Source organism: Ochrobactrum soli (assembly GCF_003664555.1).
GTDB classification, from domain to species: Bacteria; Pseudomonadota; Alphaproteobacteria; order Rhizobiales; family Rhizobiaceae; genus Brucella; species Brucella teleogrylli.
On the sequence record NZ_RCHH01000002.1, the window covers coordinates 268,295 to 287,660 of the forward strand.

A 19,366-nucleotide genomic window follows, 5' to 3' on the forward strand; every position below is an offset into this window, starting at 1 on the left:
CCGGGTCACAGCATGGGGCAAAAGCGAACAGAAAGACGACATGCGGCGTTTCGGAACTTTTCTGGCGGCATCGTTTCTGATCGTCCCGCTTTCACTCATTCCCGCCGAGGCAGAACCGGCACCGGCAAGCTTTAGCGAACCCAATCCGCGCATATCGGCGCCACCATTACCGCCGGAAAAGAAAGCGCCCACCGTCAATCGAATCTGCCAGTTGATCGAGACCAGCGCATCCACGCATGGCATACCAAAAGATTTCTTCGCCCGCCTGATCTGGAAGGAAAGCCGGTTCGACCATCAGGCCGTCAGCCCGGTCGGCGCGCAAGGCATTGCACAATTCATGCCCTATACGGCAAAGGAGCGCGGTCTGGCCGACCCGTTCGACATCGAGCAGGCAATTCCGGCCTCGGCCAGTTTCCTGTTCGACCTCAAAAAAGCCTTCGGCAATTGGGGTCTCGCCGCTGCGGCCTATAATGCCGGGCCGGGGCGTGTTTCCAGCTGGATGCGCTCGGGCGGTTTCCTGCCGCTCGAAACCGAGGACTATGTGCTGGATATTACCGGCGCGCCCGCCGACGACTTCGCTTCCGGCAGGGAGGTGCAGAACCGGCCTCTTGATTCGGGGCGTTCCTTTACGGAAGCCTGCCGCCGCCTGCCGATCATCCGCTCGGCGACGATACCCATGTCGCGCGTCAAGCCGAAGCCATGGGGAATACAGGTTGCGGGGAATTTCCGCCGCGGTGCGGCTGTCAATCAATGGAGCCGCCTGCGCAAGCAATTCGCCTCTGTACTGAGCGGCCATAGCCCGGTCATCAGCCGCATTCGCACCCCGATGGGGCGGCGCGGCATCTATGCGGTGCGGATCGGCGCCAACAGCCGGGCGGAAGCCGATGGTATTTGTAGCAAGTTGCGCGCAGCCGGCGGCGCATGCATTGTTTCGCGCAATCGCTAGGGCATCGATGAAAGTGACCATTTTTGCGCCCGCAAAGATGGGGCACTTTATTAAACGCACCAATTAATCCGGCTATTTAAACACGCGCCTTCTCTATAAGATCTCTTATATATCAAGGATAGGCTGTTCTATTTCGGTATACCGCTTCAGAAATTCTAGAAATAATCGGAAAAATAAACCCGCGTTCCGGTTCAAAGATAACAAATCATCGGGGGCTCAAAGAATTTGCTTGCCAAAATTCGCGTCATAGATCAGTCTCCACTCGTTCGGGCATTTAGCGAACAAATGGAAGACTGGAAGAACGGCGCGCCGGGGCCGCTATAAGTTCCGGGTCTGGGAATACCCAGACAATGATCGGTTCCTTCCCAATGTCGAGAACTGCCTGCATGACCCTCTGTCGGGTGTGTGGTGCGCTCGGCAGAAGACGTAATTCCATCGTTTTTGAAAGAAATGGTGGCGCCAAGGAAAAGGAACGGATCCAATGGCACAGACCGGACTGGTCAAATTCTTCAACAATGAAAAGGGCTTTGGTTTTATCAAGCCTGATGATGGTGGCGCGGATATCTTCGTGCACATCTCTGCTGTACAGGCTTCGGGCCTGACGGGCCTCGCAGACAATCAGAAGGTTTCCTACGAAACCGAACCGGATCGTCGCGGCAAGGGCCCGAAGGCCGTTAACATCACCGTTACCGGTTGATTGTTCTCAATACCAATTATGACCCCGGTTCACGCCGGGGTTTTTTATTGCCCAAGTTTCTCCAATGGAGTGTCGGCGGTCCGTAAGAGCGCATCCGGCAATTAACGAGCCAGGGCCCCCTCATAACCCGCCCGCGAATTGTTACAGACGCTGCGCGTATTTTACCGACAATTGAGAGCTCGGCGCCCTATTTCACCATTGTTCAGCCTCCATTCATGTCGAAAGAGTTAACCCATTATCCATGATTGGTGCTCCGTCTTTCGAGCGGTCTGCACCAGAGGAATTGCAGTCGAGCTTCTGAAGGAGCGAACAATGAACCGATTTGCGAAGACAACCATTCTGACCGTTGCATCTTTGGCAGCGATTGCTGCTCCTCTTGCTTCCGCTTCGGCAGATTCCTGGGGCCGCCGTCATCACCATGGCAGCGGCGATGCAGTTGCCGCCGGTGTGATCGGACTTGCAGCCGGTGCGCTGATCGGCAGCGCGCTGAGCCAGCCGCAGCCGACCTATGTGCAGCCGGAACCGATCTATGATGCGCCGCCTCCGCCACCTGCGTATTACCCAGCGCCACGTGCTTACTATCCGGCACCTCCACCGCGCCGCGTGACTTACTATCGTCCGCGGAATCTGGAGCCATGGACCGAGGGTTGGCAGGACTACTGCATGGAAACTTACCGCTCGTTCAATCCACGCAGCGGCACCTATCGCGGTTATGATGGTCGCGACCATTTCTGCACCGCCAACTAAAGCATACCTCCCGAAAGTGGGAACCGGTTTCGGGAGAAAGACATGCGTAAAAACAAAAGCTTAAAGCGTGCCTCGTGAATATGATTGAACGCGATACGCTTTAAGTGCAAAATCGATAAGGAAAAAGCCGCCCAATGGGCGGCTTTTTTGTAACCTTTACGCAATTCCGATCAGAAACGGGTTGTTGCGGCGTTCTTCGCCGAACCGGCCGCCGGGACCATGTCCGCAAATAAAGCCGATATCGTCGCCCAGCGGCAGAAGCTTCTCCCGGATCGACCGGATCAGCGCAGTATGGTCGCCGCCCGGCAGGTCGGTGCGTCCCACCGAACCGTTGAACAGCACATCGCCGACAATCGCAAAGCGGGCTTCCGGGCTGTAAAAGACGACGTGGCCTGGCGAATGACCGGGGCAATGAAATACGTCGAAGGCATGTCCGGCGACGGTGACCTTGTCGCCCTCTTCCAGCCAGCGGTCCGGCGTGACGTTGCGCACACCGTCGACAATTCCGTATTTCAGGCCGGTCGCCACCAGATTATCGAGCAGAAACTGATCGTCCACATGCGGGCCGATAATCTCCACGCCGAGCTTTTCCTTCAGATCGGCCGCAGCGCCCGCATGATCGATATGGCCATGGGTGATCCAGATGGCCCCGATCTCGATGTCCTGCGACTGGACCGCTTCCTCGATCTTCGGCAGATCACCACCCGGATCAATGACGACACCCTTCTTGGTGTCGCCGTCGAAAAGAATGGTGCAGTTTTGCTGAAACGGGGTAACGGGGACGATAATCGCCTGTAGCTGGCCCATGGTGGATACTCCATCGCATCTGTGGATCGGCGAAGATCGCATCAACCGCCGCCTGTGTTGCTCCACACATAATGGCCCCGGCCCGATACGGAAAGAGCTTAAAATCCCGCACCGCCCCAACAATCGTCGCGATCGCTGTGGATATTTTAACTCGCAATTAGAGCGCGTTTCGATCTGATTGGATCAGATCGGCGCTCTAAATGTTTGCTTTAACGCGCATCTTTTCTGATCGAAGCAGGATCAGAAATCAGTCCAGTGAACTGATTTCCCTGCGGAGGCGTTTCACACTTTTCGGGATGCGCTCTAAAAAACGGACGGCGCATGGCCGTCCGTTCTATCCCTCTCAAACAGTTCGTCTTGCCGGTGGCTCTGAAAACTGTGCCGTCTACCCGGAGCGCTTGCCGGAAATTGGCGCGCGCTCCAAGTTGTTTATTTCAAGTGCATCCTTGCGCGACCCGATGTTTCCACCCGGTCAAATGCATTCCTCAGGCCTTGGCAGCCATTGCGTTTTTGATGAGCCCCACAACTGCAGTCAGAACGATACCGCCGATACCGCCGCCAGCGAGCTGGCCGACAACACCATTGAGAACCGAATCCAGACCACCGCCGGAGAGCATCGGAAGAAGCTGGCCGAGAATGACCCCGCCAATACCGCCAGCCACGGTGTTACCCGTTGTCCCAAGGCTGATGTTCTTGGCAGCGCCAGCAATATTGCCACCGACAGCGCCGGCAACCAGCTGGAGAATGATAGGCAATAGAGATTCCATAGTCGTCACCCCATCTCTGTTAGAGCGCTTTCCGACAAGCATGAACCGTTCGGAATATTTGCGCGCCTGATCAAAAATCAGAGCGTCGATTTGAGGTCATCAGATCTGAGGCCGCTCCAATACCGGAACAACGCGATTCCGGCACAAAGATGTTGAGCCGAAACTTTCCAATGTCAAACAGTAAGCAGTAAAGATACTAAAAAGCGGCCCGAAAGCCGCTCTTTTTCTGTTTAAAACCCAGTCACTCGGCCGCCTGGCGCTTTGGCTGCACTTCAGCTGTATAAGCATCCATCAAAACGGCAGTGATTTTACCAGGGGTGAACCGGTATTGGGCGATTTCCGAAACCGGCGTAACTTCGGCAGCCGTGCCGCACAGGAAGCATTCAGTGAAATCGGCCATTTCTTCGGGCATGATTGCGCGCTCGATGACTTCGATACCACGACGCTTTGCCAGATCGATAATAGTGCGACGGGTGATGCCGTCGAGGAAGCAATCCGGCTTTGGCGTATGCAGCGCACCGTCTTTGACGAAGAACACATTGGCGCCAGTCGCTTCCGCCACTTGGCCCCGCCAGTCGAACATTAGCGCATCGGCATAGCCCTTGGCTTCGGCTGCGTGTTTGGAGATCGTGCAGATCATGTAGAGGCCGGATGCCTTGGACTTCGACGGCGCGGTGCGCGGATCCGGGCGGCAATATTCAGCGATGTCGAGGCGAATGCCCTTCATCTTTTCTTCCGGCGAGAAATAGCTCGGCCATTCCCAGCAGGCGATTGCCACGTGAATGCGGTTGTTCTGGGCCGAAACGCCGAGCGAATCCGAACCGCGCCATGCAAACGGGCGCACATAGGCATCGACATAGCCCATCTTCTTGATCATCGCCCGGCAGGCATCGTTGATTTCTTCAACGCTGTAAGGCAGCGCAAAACCGAGAAGCCGTGCCGATTCATGCAGACGCTCGGTATGTTCGTTCAGCTTGAAGATTTCGCCGCCATAGGCGCGCTCACCCTCAAAAACCGTGCTTGCATAATGCAGGCCATGGGTGAGGACATGAATTTTCGCATCTTTCCAGTCGACGAATTCACCGTCCAGCCAGATATATCCGTCCCTTTGATCGAATGGAATCGCAGCCATTTTCTTGCTCCTAAATATTACACTTGCGGCGCTGTCTCAGGGCAGATTCTGCTCGGGCAAACGTCTCCGCATTCCCATTTTGTCGGTTAAATCGATATTACCGGCAAAACAGGCGCCTTTTTTCCCGCGAATACTGGCCTTTTGGTGCGAAATGCTTAGAGGTTGAGCAAAGATTTTGCACAAAACCTTATCGGAGCACGCATGGACAAAAAATAATCCTCCCGACCAGCGGGATGATGCGGTTGCAGATTTCCTTTCACGGCCTTGACGGCAGTGATCGGAAACCCGGTCGCGTAATTATCTCTCCTCCAGCATGCGCCAGCGTAAACATTGTTCCAAAAAGCCAGCTCACGCTTACCGAAAATTATCTGGGCGGTTGAATTATGTCAATAATGCTGACATATTTATCGCAGCAGTACGGAGCCTCAATGTGAATTCGACGAACGACATGAATTATATAAGCAATCCGTTGACAGCCGAGGAGGCGGCCGATCTCAACGTCATCGAACTTTTGTTCTTTTCCTATCGCGACTTCACCGCCGATCCAGATCTCATTCTCGAAAAGATCAGCTTTGGCCGCGCCCATCACCGGGTGCTTTACTTCATCAATCGCAAGCCGGGCATGACGGTGGCCGAACTTCTGGAAGTTCTGCGCATCACCAAGCAGAGCCTGTCGCGTGTTCTCAAGCAGCTGATCGATACCGGCCATGTGGTTCAGGCAACCGGTCTCCACGACCGTCGCCACCGCAAGCTCTACCCCACGAAAAGCGGACGCCAGCTGACGCTCGCCCTCGCCTTGCCGCAGTCGCATCGCATTGCCCGCGCCCTTGAGGGATGCGCCCCGCAGGATCGCGCCATCATCGAGCGCTTCCTGTATAATATGGTCAATCCGGAACGCCGCGCTCAGATCGACAGCTTTTCCAGCTCAGAACCGTCTTGATAGGAATAGCCTTCGGGCTACCAAGTGTTACGACAGGTAGCAGTAAGTGCTTGTGTAAAAACATATACACAAACACAGCGAATGGACGTGCCACATTCCAGTCGATAATATGCGCGTCCGACGGCCCTGTGTCGTCAGCGAACAGAAACTGAATGGGATCGAAAGACGCCATGACCGTAGAAGAACAAAAATCACTCTCGGATGACGCCCCGCATCTGCTCGTTGTCGATGACGACACGCGAATTCGCAGCCTGCTTTCGCAGTATCTGACCAATAGCGGCTTCCGCGTCACCATTGCCGCAAGCGCTGCCGAAGCGCGCCGCAAGCTGGAAGGTATCGATTTCGACCTTCTGATTCTCGACGTAATGATGCCCGGCGAGACCGGCGTTTCTCTGACCCGCTCGCTGCGCGAACAAAAGAACGTGCCGATCCTAATGCTGACTGCGCTGTCGGAAACCGACAACCGCATTGACGGCCTTTCGGCGGGCGCAGACGATTATCTGCCAAAACCGTTCGATCCGCGCGAGCTGACGCTGCGCATCAACAATATTCTGCGCCGCGGCGCACCGCCTGCCCAGCCCAAGATCGAACAGATCGTGTTCGGGCCTTACACATTCTTCATTCCGCGCCGCGAATTGAAGAAGGGCGCCGAAACCATCAAGCTCACGGATCGTGAGCAGGACATCATGGCGATCTTCGCGGAACGCGCGGGAGAAACCATTCCACGTCATGAATTGACCGGACAGGACGGCGATGTCGGCGAGCGTACAATCGATGTTCAGATCAACCGTCTCCGCCGCAAGATCGAGCAGGACCCGGCTAACCCGGTCTGGCTCCAGACTGTGCGTGGCATCGGCTACAAGCTCAGCATCGAATAGTTGTGATTTGACGCAACCGGCCGCTGTTTGGGACATTCTGAGACGATGACGCTTTGGAAAAACCTCTCGCGCTGGCTGGCGCGCCGGATGCCGAAAGGTCTCTATGCGCGGTCGCTCATCATCATCATCGCCCCGATGGTCCTGCTGCAGTCCGTGATCGCCTATGTGTTCATGGAACGCCACTGGCAGATGGTGACCGAGCGGCTTTCCACGGCTGTCGTGCGCGATATTTCGGCGATCATCGACATTCTGGAAACCTATCCGCAGGAACCGGGCTACGACAATCTGATCCGCCTCGCGCAGCAGCGTCTGGCGCTCAATATCTCGATCCTGCCGCCCGATCCCCTGCCCGCACCAGGACCGAAGCCGTTCTTCGCCATTCTGGATTACTTCCTCAGTGAAGAGATCACCCGTCAGATCAACCGGCCCTTCTGGGTCGATACGGTGGGCGATTCCGACCTGATCGAAATCCGCATCAAGCTCGATGACAAGGTGCTACGCGTTTTTGCCCGCCGCAGTCAGGCTTATGCGTCCAATACCGGCATTTTCCTGACCTGGATGGTGGGCACCGCGCTAGTACTTCTCATCATCGCCATTGCCTTCCTTCGCAACCAGATCAAGCCGATCCAGCAACTGGCAGACGCTGCCGAAAGTTTCGGCAAGGGCCGCTCCATGCCGGAAGGTTTCAAGCCGCACGGCGCGGAAGAAGTGCGCAAGGCTGGTATCGCCTTCATTCAGATGCGTTCCCGCATCGAGCGCCAGATCGAACAGCGCACAGCGATGCTGTCCGGCGTCAGCCACGATCTGCGCACCATTCTCACCCGCTTCAAACTGCAATTGGCGTTGACGGGGCACTCGATCGATGTCGAGCCGCTCAATCAGGATATCGCCGACATGCAGACCATGCTGGAGGGCTATCTGGCCTTTGCGCGCGGCGAAGGCGCGGAAGAAACCGCAAGCTACGATGTGAAGCGCCTGTGCGAGAAGCTTGAAAACGAAGCACGCCTGCGTGAGCGCGGGTTCAAATATTCCATCGACGGCGACAGTGAAATCCACGTTCGCCCTAATGCTTTCTCACGGCTCGTCAGCAATCTGGTGTCCAACGCCTTTCGCCATGCGCAAAATGTCGAGCTTTCGATTTCGCATGAGGATGGTTGGCTGAAGGTCGTGGTGGACGATGACGGACCGGGCATTCCGGAAGACCGGCGCGAAGATGTGTTCAAGCCCTTCGTGCGGCTTGATGAAGCGCGAACGCAGGATTCGGGCGGCACAGGCGGCCTTGGCCTTGCCATCGCGCTCGACATTGCGCGTAGCCATGGCGGCGACATTACGCTGGCCGACGCCCCCACCGGCGGCCTGCGCGCCATCATCCACATTCCGGCGTAACGAGAGACACCGCCCCTCACCCTGAGCTTGTCGAAGGGTCCCTCATCCTAAGGAGCCGTTGAAAACGGCGTCTCGAAGGGCGAGGGAAAACGCACTAAAAACCCTCGTCCTTCGAGACGGTTCCTTCGCAAGCTCAGGAACCTCCTCAGGATGAGGGGGGACGTGATTATTCGGAAAAGCGTAGTTTGCTAAAACAGCTTGCCGCCGTTCGGCACTTTCTTGTCGATGGCCGCGAGGACGACTTCACCGGCTTCATCGGGCAGGCCCAGCGTCAAAACTTCCGACATGAAGGGTCCGATCTGACGCGGTGGAAAATTCACCACGGCTAGCACCTGACGACCGATCAGCTCTTCCGCCTGATAATGTTTGGTAATCTGTGCGGAAGACTTCTTCACGCCGATCTTATCGCCGAAATCGATCTTCAGCTTATAGGCGGGCTTGCGCGCTTCCGGAAAGGGCACCGCCTCCACAATCGTACCCGTCCGGATATCGACCTTTTCGAAATCAGCCCAGGTGATGGTCGCGTCTTCGCTCATATCCGTCCGCTTTCGTCTGCCGTGCAAAGCCCGACGCTTTTCCCGCCGGGCTATCGTTTGATTCTGATCAGGCGCGTCCGACTGTTTCGAACACAACGCTTTCCAGCGACTCGCGCGCGCTGACACCCGACCAGACCACGAACTGGAAGGCCTGGAAATAGGTCTCGCAAGCTTCAAGCGCTGCGGCCAGCAGCACTTCCACCTGACGGCTGGTCGGTTCTGCACCACCGGCCAGCAACAGCGACTGGCGGTACATGATGGCACCTTCCTGCTGCCAGAGATCGAAATGCCCCATGAGGAGCTTTTCGTTGATCAGCGAAAGCAGGCGCATCACCTCGTTCACACGCGGTTCCGCCACCTTGATGTCGAAGGCGCAAGCCAGATGCAGCGCCTCGAAATCTTCCATCCAGGAAAATGAGATGTGATAGTCAGTCCAGTTGCCCGCAACCGAAATTGCGATTTCATCGTCGCCAGTCCGCTCGAATGTCCAGTCGTTTGAATGCGCAACCTGCTCGATCACATCCACCGGATGCGCCTCGCGTGCGAATTCAAGCTCAAGAAGGCTCATGTCCGTTTCCTGTTCTGTGAGACACCCTCAAGCTGGATATCTCAAATTCCCGGCGTGCAAGAATTGCTCGCCCGCACCCGCCGCCGCGCAAGAACAAGCGCAGAAAAACAGGCACGAATTGATCGGTCGAGGAACCGGCATGCCAAACAGCATGCAAGCGCCTCAATGGCACACGCACATACGCAACTGATACTGGAAAGCAGCCTGAAAGACGCGAAAACTAGAACTACAGCCCCTCGCCGCCGCCTACATGACCACACTTCGAATCATGTAGTGTTTTCAGTCTATTGATGCTGAATCTGAACGCCAGTCCCTTTTCAGAAAAGAGACATGAAAGCATGTGGAAACATGAAAGGGACTGGCCGCGAGCATTGCCTTAAGCGACTCTAAGACAAGGGTTTTTACCGCCCGCGGCCTGTTAATAAATAATCAGGAATTATTTTTGGATTTTGCCGTCGAAGATGCCGATTTTGCCGATTTGGCATCAGAATCAACTTCAAATTTGGCAAGTCGTGCTTCAAGTGCTTCGATTCTTGCCAGCAATGCACTGTTTTCGGCGCGCGCCTTGATGGCCATTTCGCGCACGGCTTCGAAGTCTTCGCGCTGCACGACGTCGAGCGTGTTGAGTACACGTTCCCCTTGCGAGCGCAAGGCCGTTTCCACTTCACGGCGCACGCCTTGCGCAGCGCCTGCCGCATCCGTCACAAGCTTGGCGAGTTCGTCGAGAACCCGGTTTTGTCCGCTGGTCATGGCAATCGTTCCTTATTTGCAGGAGAGACCTGTTGAAAACATAAAATTGAAATAGGGCCGTCTCAGTTCCGATGCAAGCGCAGCTATAGAAAGTGATCGTGTTGTAAGGCGTTTGCAGGACAGCTTGACCGTTGCCGGTTCGTCCAGCATGTTCCGTCACAAAATGGAGTGATTTCATGTTAGCGATGTTGCTGCCCGCTTCGGCCCTTGCCTTTCCGAACATTGACCCGGTGATCTTTTCCATCGGACCGCTGGCCGTGCACTGGTACGGGCTTGGCTATGTCGTCGGCATCATGTTCGCGTGGTGGTATGGCAAGAAGCTTCTGCGCAGCCATCGCCTCTGGGCGCACAATCAGCCGCCCATGGCGCCAGAGGCGCTGGATGATTTCGTCATCTGGGCAGCACTCGGCGTCGTGCTGGGCGGTCGCATCGGCTATGTGCTGTTCTATAATTTCTCCTATTATCTCTCCAACCCGCTTGCCATTCCCGCTGTCTGGGATGGCGGCATGTCGTTCCATGGCGGCATTCTCGGCACCACCATCGCCATGATCCTGTTTGCCCGCTCACGCGGCATCAAGGTGTGGAGCATGTTCGATGTAGTCGCCGCCGGTGTGCCTGTCGGCCTCGGCGTGGTGCGTATCGCCAATTTCATCAATTCCGAACTCTGGGGCCGCGTCAGCGATGCGCCATGGGCTGTCTATTTCCCGAATGGCGGACCGCTGCCGCGCCATCCAAGCCAGCTTTATGAAGCGTTCCTCGAAGGGTTCGTGCTGTTTTTCGTTCTGCTCCTGCTGGTCTGGGTCGGTCGCAAGCTCAAGAAGCCGGGCTTTATTGCGGGCGCTTTCGTGACCGGCTATGGCCTCAGCCGCATTGCCGTCGAGTTCTTCCGCGAGCCGGACGCACAGCTCGGCTATCTGGTTGGCGGTTGGCTGACCATGGGTATGGTGCTTTCGGTGCCGATGGTGCTGATCGGCCTGTGGGCGATGTGGCGCGCCAACCGCGCAGCAGCCAAAGATGCCTGAAACTTCGCTCAAAGACCGGCTGAAACGGCTGATCGCCACGACGGGACCGATCAGCGTTGCCGACTATATGGCCGCATGTCTCGGTGACCGGGAATCCGGCTATTACACGACCCGCGAACCGTTCGGTCGCGAGGGTGATTTCATCACCGCGCCAGAAGTGAGCCAGATGTTCGGCGAGTTGATCGGCATCTGGTGTGTCGCGCAATGGGATGCGCTTGGCCGCCCTGCCAACACCGTGCTGTGCGAAATCGGACCCGGACGCGGGACGCTGATGAGCGACATGTTGCGCAGCATTGGCAAGCTTGCCCCGCAAATGCTGGCGAGCCTGCAGGTTGCGATGGTCGAGACCAGTCCGCGCCTTGTCGAAAAGCAGAAGCAGAAGCTCGCCGATACGGGCGTCTCCGTCACCTGGTTCGAACGTTTTGCCGACATCCCCACCGGCCCACTGGTCCTCGTTTCGAACGAGTTGTTCGACGCGATCCCGTTCCGGCAATTCGTCAAGTCGAACGGGCGTTTTGTGGAACGGCTGATTTCGCTTGATGAAAATGATGAATTTCATTTTGTCAGCGGCGTGGGCGGGATCGACCCGGCGCTTCTACCAAAAGACCATGCGCAGGCCCCTGACGGCACAATCTTCGAAGCTGCTCCCGCACGAACCGCTCTGTTGCAGGAAATCGCGCAGCGTATCGCTAAGACGCGCGGCGCGGCGCTCAACATCGATTACGGCCATCTTCAATCCGGCTTTGGCGACACGCTGCAAGCCATGCTCAAACACGGCTATGACGATGTTTTTGCTCACCCGGGGGACGCCGACCTGACCAGTCATGTCGATTTCGATATTCTGGAGCAGACAGCACGCGCCTCGCGTTGCAAGACCGGCACCATGACCCAAGGCGAATTCCTGCTGGCCATGGGCCTGCTCGACCGCGCAGGTCGTCTGGGTAGCGGGCGCGACACTGCTTTTCAGGAAAAGATCCGGCAGGATGTGGAACGCCTGGCAGCACCTGAACAGATGGGCACCTTGTTCAAGGTGCTGGCGTTCAGCGATCGCGACACCCGGCTCATACCGTTCGAACAAAGCTAGCGCCAATTGCCCTTCAAAAAGCTGCAATTGACAAGCCACCCTGCCTCCCCCACCATCCCGCCGTTTAATAAGGCCAATATGCTATGACCGACATGCCGCAACCGCTCCGCTCGCCTCTGCTCGACAAGCCCGCCGGTCAGGCCGGCAAGCGCATTGCGCACGGCTTTTTCACGCGCAAAGGCGGCGTTTCGGACGGTATTTATGCCGGGCTGAATGTCGGAGCCGGATCGGATGATGTGGCCGAACATGTCGCGGAAAACCGCCGCCGTGTGGCAGAATCGCTTGGCGTCGCACCGGATCATCTCCTGACGGTGCATCAGGTTCATTCGCCCGACGTGCTGCATGTGACCGCGCCTTTCGATTCGCCACGCCCCAAGGCCGATGCCATGGTGACCAATGTTCCCGGCATTGCGCTCGGCGCGCTGTCTGCCGATTGCGGTCCCGTCCTGTTTGCAGACCACGAGGCCGGTGTCATCGGTTCCGCCCATGCGGGCTGGCGGGGCGCATTCAGCGGCGTGCTGGAAAACACCATTGACGCGATGATCGGGCTTGGCGCTAAGCGCGAGAACATCGTCGCGGTTCTTGGGCCGACAATCGGCCCCGACAATTATGAAGTCGGACCGGAGTTCTATACGGAGTTTCTGAGCAAAGACCCGGCCTATGCACGCTATTTCCGCGCCTCGGACAAGCCGGATCACAAGCTTTTCGATCTGTGGACCTTCATCACCGACCGTCTGACCAAAGCGGGCGTACAGGCAGAATCCCTTCGCCAGTGCACCTATGCCGACGAAGACCAGTTCTATTCCTACCGGCGCACGACCCACCGCAAAGAGCCGGATTATGGACGCCAGATTGCAGCCATTGCTATTCTGGACACCAAAGATTCCATTTGAGGAGAACCGCATGGCCCTTCACTTCGAGCCGGAAGAATTCGCCGCACGCCGCGACCGTCTGATCTTGAAGATGGAGGAGGACAAGCTCGATGCCCTGCTGCTGTTCGCACAGGAAAGCATGTATTGGCTGACCGGCTATGACACGTTCGGCTTCTGCTTCTTCCAGTGCCTTGTGGTGAAGGCTGACGGCTCGATGGTGCTGATGACGCGCTCGGCGGATTTGCGCCAGGCGCGCCAGACATCCAATATCGAGAACATCGTTGTCTGGACCGACCGCGACAATGCAAATCCGGCAGCGGATTTGCGCAATATCCTGACCGAGCTTGATCTGCTCGGCACGCGCATCGGCATCGAATACCAGACCCACGGCCTCACCGGCGCGAATGCCCGCAGGCTCGACGAGCAATTGCAGAGCTTTGCCAAATTGTTCGACGCATCCGGCATGGTGGACCGCCTACGCCTTTTGAAAAGCCCGGCGGAAATCGCCTATGCCAAGCGCGCAGCGCAACTGAGCGATGATGCGCTCGACGCCGCGCTGAAAACCACCCGCGCGGGCGCAAGCGAAGCCGATATTCTGGCCGCCATGATGAGCGCCAATTTTTCCGGCGACGGCGACTATCCGGCCAATGAATATATCATCGGCTCCGGCGAAGACGCCCTGCTCTGCCGCTATAAATCCGGTCGCCGCACGCTTGATGCCACCGACCAGCTTACGCTCGAATGGTCGGGCGTGTTCCGCCATTATCACGCGCCGATGATGCGCACGATCCTGATTGGCCAGCCGACGGAACACCACGTCACGCTTTACGATGCCGCCCGCGAGGCGCTGGAGGCCGTCGAGGCGGCGATGACACCGGCTTCAACATTCGGTGATGTGTTCGACGCCCATGCCCGCACCATGGAAGCACACGGGCTGACCCGCCACCGCCTGAATGCCTGCGGCTACTCGGTCGGGGCACGCTTCACACCCTCCTGGATGGACCCGCAAATGTTCTATGCGGGCAATCCGGAAAGCATCCAGCCGGACATGACGCTCTTTGCGCACATGATCATCATGGACTCCGACAGCGGCGCTGCAATGACGCTCGGACAGACATATCTCACAACAAATGGTGCTGCTCAGCCATTATCCCGCCATTCTCTTGATATGCTTATCGCCTGACATCATTGTCAAACGGCCCACGATCGGCGATAAATCGGCCTGACGTGAGAACCGCCTGTATTTTCAGGACCATGTGTTTTCAGGAGCATGAAGCCGACCATGAACAAGGCACATATTTCGATGATGCTGTTGCTTGCCGGAGCGCTCGCTGCCTGCAACAGCACCGAATCCGCACTGAATGTGCAGGGCTCTGGCCAAACTGCCGGACAACCGGCTAACGGACAGGCGACCTCGCCCGCCGGCACGACTGCGCCCGCAACTGCCAATACGACAACAACGCCTTCCACAACACCGGCCACGACATCGGCGCGAACGGCAACACTGAAGCCGGGCAAATTGCACATCGCGCCCATTGTCGGCGCGCCCGTCAATGTGGTGACGCCGCTGACGCACCGAATGAATGACGACGCCAAGGCCAAGGGCGTCGAGCTGGCAGGCTCCAATGACACCAGTGCAGCCTATGTTATGAAGGGGTACTTCTCGGTTCTCTCCGAGGACAACCAGACGACCGTTCTCTATGTCTGGGATGTACTGGATGCTTCCGGCAACCGGCTGCACCGCATTCAGGGACAGGAGAAAGTGCAAGGTGCAGCGGCAGACTCATGGAGCGTGGTGCAGCCCGCCACCATGCAGGCCATCGCCGACCGCACCATGCAGGAATATTCTACCTGGCTTGCGGCAAATCGCGCATAAACTTTGAGCATTTTCAGCAAGGAACTGAAATCCCTTACTGAATCCCGCTTTTTGACACGCGGAAAGGCCGGAAATCCGGCCTTTTTCAACAATTGTGAACAGTCGGGCCTTGCAATGACGGTGACTCTTTGCAATAGGCCCCACATTCGAGAAAACCTTGTAAGCTGCTGTACTTAACCTGACCGGCCAAAAGTACGCGGCTTTAAAGTTTTTAAAGGATGACGTTGCTGGGCCCCGCATCGTTGCGGTCCATGCGCGAAACAAGATTACGTCCGTTATGCGGACTTTTTGCGACAGAACGAAACCGCAAACCTATCGCATCGGCTCAGAGGCAAAAAGAATGAAACTTTTCGCAGGCAACTCCAACCGGGCACTTGCCGAATCCGTTGCTAAATATCTCAACATCCCGCTCGGCAAGGCAAGCGTTCGCCGCTTCGCCGATCAGGAGATTTTCGTAGAGATTCAGGAAAACGTGCGCGGCGAAGACGTGTTCGTTCTGCAATCGACTTCCTATCCGGCAAATGATCACCTGATGGAACTGCTCATCATGATCGATGCCTTCCGCCGTTCGTCGGCGCGCCGCATCACCGCCGTCCTGCCCTATTTCGGCTATGCCCGTCAGGACCGCAAACCCGGCCCGCGCACGCCGATTTCGGCAAAGCTGGTTTCCAACCTCATCACTGAAGCCGGTGCAAACCGCGTTCTGACCCTTGATCTTCATGCCGGTCAGATTCAGGGCTTCTTCGATATCCCGACCGACAATCTCTATGCCGTTCCGGTTATCGCGCGCGACGTGAAGGCCAATTACGCCACAGGCAACTGCATGGTCGTATCGCCGGACGTCGGCGGTGTGGTTCGCGCCCGCTCATTGGCCAAGCGCATCGACGCGCAGCTCGCCATCGTGGACAAGCGTCGCGAACGTCCGGGTGAATCGGAAGTCATGAACGTCATCGGTGAAGTGGCTGGCAAGGACTGCCTGCTGTTCGACGATATCGTCGATTCCGGCGGCACGCTCTGCAACGCAGCCGAGGCCCTGCTGGCCAAGGGCGCGAACAGCGTCACCGCTTACATCACGCATGGCGTTCTCTCGGGTGGCGCGGTTGCTCGTATCGCTGCGTCGAAGCTGAAGGAACTGGTGATCACCGATTCCATACAGCCGACCACCGCGATCAACGATGCACCAAATATCCGCGTTCTCTCGATCTCCGATCTGATCGGCGAAGCCATTGCGCGCACCGCAGCGGAAGAGTCCGTTTCGAGCCTGTTCGATTAAAACACCAGTCGGATAGCAATTCCGAGGCATGCCGCCAGCAACAGCACGAGCGGCATGTTGAGTTTCAAGACGACAAGCAGCAATGCCGCCGCGCCTGCAATCAGGACGGCGGCATTGTCTATTGTGCTCCAGACCGGCAAGGGCACGCTGAACGGCCCCACCGTCTTATCCAGCACCTGTGCAAACAGCACATGCAGCGAGAACCACAGCGCCAGATTGGCGATCACACCCACCACCGCCGCCGTGATGCCACCCAGCATGGCCGAAAGCCAGCGCACCTGACGCAGCCGCTCCACGAATGGCGCTCCCGCCAATATCCATAGAAAACACGGCACGAAGGTAAACCAGAGCGCAATGAAGCCGCCGACAAAGCCGCCCAGAATGGGCGGCAGGCTGGACAGGTTGGCCGCCCCCACAAAGCCCACGAAAACCAGCACGAGGATCAGCGGTCCCGGCGTGGTTTCGGCGAGCCCCAGCCCGGTCAGCATTTCGCCCGGCTTCATCCAACCGAAATGTTCGACCGCCTGCTGCGCCGTATAGGAAAGGGCCGCATAGGCCCCACCGAAGGTCACAGCGGCAAGCTTTGAGAAAAAGGCGGCTTCTTGCACGAAGACATGCGCGCCGCCGAAGGCCAGATAAAGAAGGATGAGCGGCACAAGCCAGAGCCCGCCCCAGACCAGCGTTTGCTGCGTGAATTCGCGCAATGCTCCGAGTCTCGCCTCGCCCAGACCAGTTCCCGCCCCGCTGCCCTGCACGATATGGCGCAGACCGCCTGCCAAAGCTGCAAGCAGCACAACAAACGGAAACGGCAGTTTCAAAAGCGCGATGGCAATAAACGCCGCAATCGCCACGGCGTAGGAAAAGCCTGAAGCCAGTGTCCGCTTGGCCATGCGGTAAAGCGCTTCGAACACCACAGCCAGCACCGCTGCCTTAAGCCCGAACAGCAAGCCGGCCACGACCTCCACATGCCCGAAGGCGATGTAGAGCGCGGAGAGACCAAGCATCACGACAGCGCCGGGCAGCACGAACAACAGCCCCGCCAGCAGGCCGCCGCGCCAGCCTTTAACCGCCCAGCCGGAATAGGTCGCAAGCTGCATGGCTTCCGGCCCCGGCAACAACATGCAAAAGTTCAGCGCATGGATCAGCCTTTCCTGATCCATCCATTTCTTCTCATCGACGATGATACGTTGCAGCATGGCGATCTGAGCCGCCGGACCGCCAAAAGACAGCAGACCCACTTTGCCGAAAGTCGTGAAAAGCTCTCTGAAATCTGGCTGCTTTACTGGCTCTGTCACGTGACCGTCCTGATTGATTCCACCGCAAGCTGTCGGCGATAAACATTACAGGTTCATGACGGTCTTCACAGTCTACTCGGCGGCAGCACCCTCTTCCACCATATCGTCCGGGGCATTGGGATCACCCGGTGCCGTTTCGCAGCCAAGATCAGGGAAATTCACGATGCGCATTCCCTTGAAATCATTGCGGACCACCAGCAGCCCACGCTCCTCGAAATAAGTCAGCAAACGCCGGGCACGGCTGAACGAATGCGTGCCATAGGCCCGCGCCAGCGCCGCATCGGAGGGGCAAGGCGCACCGGTGACGGCCGCCTGCGCCACGATCAGGAACACGCCCTGCACATCGTCGGTAAGGCTTTCCGACAGCGACAGCGCCTGCTGCCATGTTTCGCTGCTCGCCACATCGCTTTCAATGCTGGCCTGCGCCACCGCCAGCCTGCGGCGGAAGGCAGGCAGTGCCAGCGGTTCGCCCGGAACGCGGTGAATGCGACAGCGCACCAGAAAGTCCTGATAGAGAACCGCCACAGACCGGAACGAGGCTTCCGGGTCGTCTACGATCTCGCGCATGACCTTATCGAGAAGCTCGTCGCGTTCCGCTTCCACGATACCGGGGAAAAGCGGCGCTTCCACGGGCTCTGCCTCGGGCTTGGGCTTGGCCACCTGTGCCAGAATTTCCGCCGTGGATGGCGGCGGTGGAGGTGGGGGCGTCCGACGCACGACGGTGCGGATTTCCTGTGGCGCGGGCGTAAAGATCAAATCAAGCGCATCTTCCGGCGCATCGGGCAGCGGCATCAGCTTCGGCGACGACGAACGGGCCGAAGTTTCCACCGTGCCGATGCGGATCGGCAGCGGACGCCGCGACAGCGCCGGTCCAAGCGCCACGAAATGCCCGCGCTCCAGATCGCGGAACATTTCCGCCTGCTTACGCTCCATGCCCAGCAGATCCGCGGCGCGCGCCATATCGATATCGAGGAAGGTGCGGCCCATCAGAAAGTTGGAGGCTTCGGCAGCCACGTTCTTGGCAAGCTTGGCCAGACGCTGCGTTGCAATAACACCGGCGAGACCACGCTTGCGCCCGCGACACATGAGATTGGTCATCGCGCCGAGCGAAAGCTTGCGCGCCTCGTCAGACACTTCGCCAGCAGCGGCTGGCGCAAAAAGCTGCGCCTCATCCACCACCACAAGCATCGGATACCAGTAGTCTCGTTCGGCATCGAACAGACCGCCGAGAAACGCCGCCGCCGAGCGCATCTGCTGCTCGACATCGAGGCCCTCGAGATTGAGCACCACCGAAACACGGTGCTGGCGGATACGTCCGGCAATGCGGGTCAATTCGGCTTCGGTGCGGGCGGCGTCAACGACGACATGGCCGTAAAGATCGGCCAGCGTGACGAAATCACCTTCCGGGTCGACGATGCATTGCTGCACCCATTGCGCGCTCTGTTCCAGCAGGCGGCGCAGAAGATGCGACTTGCCAGAGCCGGAATTGCCCTGCACGAGCAGGCGCGTGGCGAGAAGCTCCTCAAGATCAAGCATGGCCTGCTTGCCACCGCCAAGCGCCGCTGCCGAGGCAGAACCGCTTCCAGCAACAGCACCCATGTCGATACCGACCTGCATCTCGCCTCCTTGTTTGAGAATGTGACCGAAACAGACGACTCGCACGGCAGAGCCTGCGGTCAATCAGGCATTCGCTTAACATCTTTAAAGCCGTCAATGCCACCGGTTATGCGGAATGCCCACAGATGCTGGACCGTAGATTTCAATCAGAAGTTTTGATAGCAATCTGAACG

At 57.8% G+C, this 19,366-nt stretch carries 20 protein-coding genes; 12 read left to right on the plus strand and 8 right to left on the minus strand.

The features are described from left to right. Nucleotides 1-40: 40 nt before the first annotated feature. The 3 genes from D8666_RS04685 (at nucleotide 41) to D8666_RS04695 (ending at nucleotide 2,390) form a co-directional block, all read left to right on the plus strand. Nucleotides 41-946 (plus strand): lytic transglycosylase domain-containing protein, encoded by a 906-nt coding sequence (locus tag D8666_RS04685; protein ID WP_235858887.1) that lies wholly within the window; start codon nucleotides 41-43, stop codon nucleotides 944-946. A gap of 481 nt (nucleotides 947-1,427) precedes the next feature. Beyond that, a complete protein-coding gene (locus D8666_RS04690; RefSeq protein WP_109369482.1) occupies nucleotides 1,428-1,643 on the plus strand; it encodes a cold-shock protein in 216 nt (71 codons plus the stop codon). Between the two features lie 312 nt (nucleotides 1,644-1,955). Further along, nucleotides 1,956-2,390, plus strand: a complete 435-nt coding sequence (locus tag D8666_RS04695; protein ID WP_109369483.1) for a BA14K family protein — start codon at nucleotides 1,956-1,958, stop codon at nucleotides 2,388-2,390. A 156-nt stretch (nucleotides 2,391-2,546) separates the two neighbouring features. Here the strand turns inward: D8666_RS04695 and D8666_RS04700 are convergent, their stop codons facing one another. The 3 genes from D8666_RS04700 to D8666_RS04710 all read right to left on the minus strand — a co-directional run bounded on the left by D8666_RS04700 (nucleotide 2,547) and on the right by D8666_RS04710 (nucleotide 5,096). Then, the gene (locus D8666_RS04700) at nucleotides 2,547-3,197 is read right to left on the minus strand and encodes an MBL fold metallo-hydrolase (protein WP_121536490.1); all 651 of its coding nucleotides are present in this window, start codon (nucleotides 3,195-3,197) and stop codon (nucleotides 2,547-2,549) included. Between the two features lie 485 nt (nucleotides 3,198-3,682). Beyond that, nucleotides 3,683-3,964, minus strand: a complete 282-nt coding sequence (locus tag D8666_RS04705) for a hypothetical protein (protein ID WP_109369485.1) — start codon at nucleotides 3,962-3,964, stop codon at nucleotides 3,683-3,685. A 241-nt stretch (nucleotides 3,965-4,205) separates the two neighbouring features. After that, nucleotides 4,206-5,096: a branched-chain amino acid aminotransferase gene (locus D8666_RS04710; protein ID WP_121536492.1), complete on the minus strand. Its 891-nt coding sequence runs from the start codon at nucleotides 5,094-5,096 to the stop codon at nucleotides 4,206-4,208. 430 nt (nucleotides 5,097-5,526) lie between these two features. Here D8666_RS04710 and D8666_RS04715 point away from each other — a divergent pair, with 430 nt between their 5' ends. The 3 genes from D8666_RS04715 to D8666_RS04725 all read left to right on the plus strand — a co-directional run bounded on the left by D8666_RS04715 (nucleotide 5,527) and on the right by D8666_RS04725 (nucleotide 8,300). Continuing rightward, nucleotides 5,527-6,036, plus strand: coding sequence for a MarR family winged helix-turn-helix transcriptional regulator (locus D8666_RS04715; RefSeq protein ID WP_121536636.1), 510 nt, complete (start codon nucleotides 5,527-5,529; stop codon nucleotides 6,034-6,036). Nucleotides 6,037-6,206: 170 nt separating this feature from the next. Beyond that, a complete protein-coding gene (locus D8666_RS04720; RefSeq protein ID WP_121536494.1) occupies nucleotides 6,207-6,914 on the plus strand; it encodes a response regulator in 708 nt (235 codons plus the stop codon). Nucleotides 6,915-6,959: 45 nt separating this feature from the next. Next, nucleotides 6,960-8,300 (plus strand): ATP-binding protein, encoded by a 1,341-nt coding sequence (locus D8666_RS04725; protein ID WP_109369488.1) that lies wholly within the window; start codon nucleotides 6,960-6,962, stop codon nucleotides 8,298-8,300. A gap of 188 nt (nucleotides 8,301-8,488) precedes the next feature. On the opposite strand, the gene D8666_RS04730 is transcribed toward D8666_RS04725, so the two are convergent. From D8666_RS04730 to D8666_RS04740, 3 genes are all read right to left on the minus strand, one after another. Then, nucleotides 8,489-8,836, minus strand: coding sequence for a tRNA-binding protein (locus D8666_RS04730; protein ID WP_121536496.1), 348 nt, complete (start codon nucleotides 8,834-8,836; stop codon nucleotides 8,489-8,491). A gap of 67 nt (nucleotides 8,837-8,903) precedes the next feature. After that, complete coding sequence (locus D8666_RS04735; RefSeq protein ID WP_078338736.1) at nucleotides 8,904-9,404, minus strand: type III secretion system chaperone family protein; 501 nt, start codon at nucleotides 9,402-9,404, stop codon at nucleotides 8,904-8,906. A gap of 429 nt (nucleotides 9,405-9,833) precedes the next feature. After that, nucleotides 9,834-10,154, minus strand: a complete 321-nt coding sequence (locus D8666_RS04740) for an accessory factor UbiK family protein (protein ID WP_109369489.1) — start codon at nucleotides 10,152-10,154, stop codon at nucleotides 9,834-9,836. 176 nt (nucleotides 10,155-10,330) lie between these two features. On the opposite strand from D8666_RS04740, the gene lgt reads away from it, so the two are divergent. From lgt to D8666_RS04770, 6 genes are all read left to right on the plus strand, one after another. Continuing rightward, complete coding sequence (gene lgt / locus D8666_RS04745; protein WP_121536498.1) at nucleotides 10,331-11,176, plus strand: prolipoprotein diacylglyceryl transferase; 846 nt, start codon at nucleotides 10,331-10,333, stop codon at nucleotides 11,174-11,176. Next, entirely contained in the window at nucleotides 11,169-12,260 is a 1,092-nt protein-coding gene (locus tag D8666_RS04750; protein WP_121536500.1) for a class I SAM-dependent methyltransferase, read from the plus strand. Before lgt ends, D8666_RS04750 begins: the two co-directional genes overlap by 8 nt. Before the next feature lie 83 nt (nucleotides 12,261-12,343). Beyond that, the gene (gene pgeF / locus D8666_RS04755) at nucleotides 12,344-13,153 is read left to right on the plus strand and encodes a peptidoglycan editing factor PgeF (RefSeq protein WP_109369492.1); all 810 of its coding nucleotides are present in this window, start codon (nucleotides 12,344-12,346) and stop codon (nucleotides 13,151-13,153) included. Between the two features lie 10 nt (nucleotides 13,154-13,163). After that, nucleotides 13,164-14,315, plus strand: a complete 1,152-nt coding sequence (locus tag D8666_RS04760; protein ID WP_121536502.1) for a M24 family metallopeptidase — start codon at nucleotides 13,164-13,166, stop codon at nucleotides 14,313-14,315. An 87-nt stretch (nucleotides 14,316-14,402) separates the two neighbouring features. After that, complete coding sequence (locus D8666_RS04765) at nucleotides 14,403-15,008, plus strand: hypothetical protein (RefSeq protein WP_121536504.1); 606 nt, start codon at nucleotides 14,403-14,405, stop codon at nucleotides 15,006-15,008. A gap of 340 nt (nucleotides 15,009-15,348) precedes the next feature. Then, a complete protein-coding gene (locus tag D8666_RS04770) occupies nucleotides 15,349-16,281 on the plus strand; it encodes a ribose-phosphate pyrophosphokinase (protein WP_109369495.1) in 933 nt (310 codons plus the stop codon). Here D8666_RS04770 and chrA read toward each other — a convergent pair. Both chrA and D8666_RS04780 read right to left on the minus strand, forming a co-directional pair. Further along, nucleotides 16,278-17,576 carry a chromate efflux transporter gene (gene chrA / locus D8666_RS04775; protein WP_121536506.1) on the minus strand — a complete coding sequence of 433 codons (1,299 nt, stop codon included), beginning with the start codon at nucleotides 17,574-17,576 and terminating at the stop codon, nucleotides 16,278-16,280. The two genes, D8666_RS04770 and chrA, sit on opposite strands and share 4 nt — an antisense overlap. Before the next feature lie 72 nt (nucleotides 17,577-17,648). Next, on the minus strand, nucleotides 17,649-19,193 hold the full coding sequence (locus tag D8666_RS04780) for an ATP-binding protein (protein ID WP_109369497.1): 1,545 nt from the start codon (nucleotides 19,191-19,193) through the stop codon (nucleotides 17,649-17,651). Nucleotides 19,194-19,366 lie beyond the last annotated feature (173 nt).

What these genes read in the sequence shown, in the direction of transcription:
- D8666_RS04685 (WP_235858887.1), top strand. Translation starts at nt 41, where the DNA reads ATGCGGCGTTTCGGAACTTTTCTGGCGGCATCGTTTCTGATCGTCCCG.
- D8666_RS04690 (WP_109369482.1), top strand. Translation starts at nt 1,428, where the DNA reads ATGGCACAGACCGGACTGGTCAAATTCTTCAACAATGAAAAGGGCTTT.
- D8666_RS04695 (WP_109369483.1), top strand. Translation starts at nt 1,956, where the DNA reads ATGAACCGATTTGCGAAGACAACCATTCTGACCGTTGCATCTTTGGCA.
- D8666_RS04700 (WP_121536490.1), bottom strand. Translation starts at nt 3,197, where the DNA reads ATGGGCCAGCTACAGGCGATTATCGTCCCCGTTACCCCGTTTCAGCAA.
- D8666_RS04705 (WP_109369485.1), bottom strand. Translation starts at nt 3,964, where the DNA reads ATGGAATCTCTATTGCCTATCATTCTCCAGCTGGTTGCCGGCGCTGTC.
- D8666_RS04710 (WP_121536492.1), bottom strand. Translation starts at nt 5,096, where the DNA reads ATGGCTGCGATTCCATTCGATCAAAGGGACGGATATATCTGGCTGGAC.
- D8666_RS04720 (WP_121536494.1), top strand. Translation starts at nt 6,207, where the DNA reads ATGACCGTAGAAGAACAAAAATCACTCTCGGATGACGCCCCGCATCTG.
- D8666_RS04725 (WP_109369488.1), top strand. Translation starts at nt 6,960, where the DNA reads ATGACGCTTTGGAAAAACCTCTCGCGCTGGCTGGCGCGCCGGATGCCG.
- D8666_RS04730 (WP_121536496.1), bottom strand. Translation starts at nt 8,836, where the DNA reads ATGAGCGAAGACGCGACCATCACCTGGGCTGATTTCGAAAAGGTCGAT.
- D8666_RS04735 (WP_078338736.1), bottom strand. Translation starts at nt 9,404, where the DNA reads ATGAGCCTTCTTGAGCTTGAATTCGCACGCGAGGCGCATCCGGTGGAT.
- D8666_RS04740 (WP_109369489.1), bottom strand. Translation starts at nt 10,154, where the DNA reads ATGACCAGCGGACAAAACCGGGTTCTCGACGAACTCGCCAAGCTTGTG.
- lgt (WP_121536498.1), top strand. Translation starts at nt 10,331, where the DNA reads ATGTTAGCGATGTTGCTGCCCGCTTCGGCCCTTGCCTTTCCGAACATT.
- D8666_RS04750 (WP_121536500.1), top strand. Translation starts at nt 11,169, where the DNA reads ATGCCTGAAACTTCGCTCAAAGACCGGCTGAAACGGCTGATCGCCACG.
- pgeF (WP_109369492.1), top strand. Translation starts at nt 12,344, where the DNA reads ATGACCGACATGCCGCAACCGCTCCGCTCGCCTCTGCTCGACAAGCCC.
- D8666_RS04760 (WP_121536502.1), top strand. Translation starts at nt 13,164, where the DNA reads ATGGCCCTTCACTTCGAGCCGGAAGAATTCGCCGCACGCCGCGACCGT.
- D8666_RS04765 (WP_121536504.1), top strand. Translation starts at nt 14,403, where the DNA reads ATGAAGCCGACCATGAACAAGGCACATATTTCGATGATGCTGTTGCTT.
- D8666_RS04770 (WP_109369495.1), top strand. Translation starts at nt 15,349, where the DNA reads ATGAAACTTTTCGCAGGCAACTCCAACCGGGCACTTGCCGAATCCGTT.
- D8666_RS04780 (WP_109369497.1), bottom strand. Translation starts at nt 19,193, where the DNA reads ATGCAGGTCGGTATCGACATGGGTGCTGTTGCTGGAAGCGGTTCTGCC.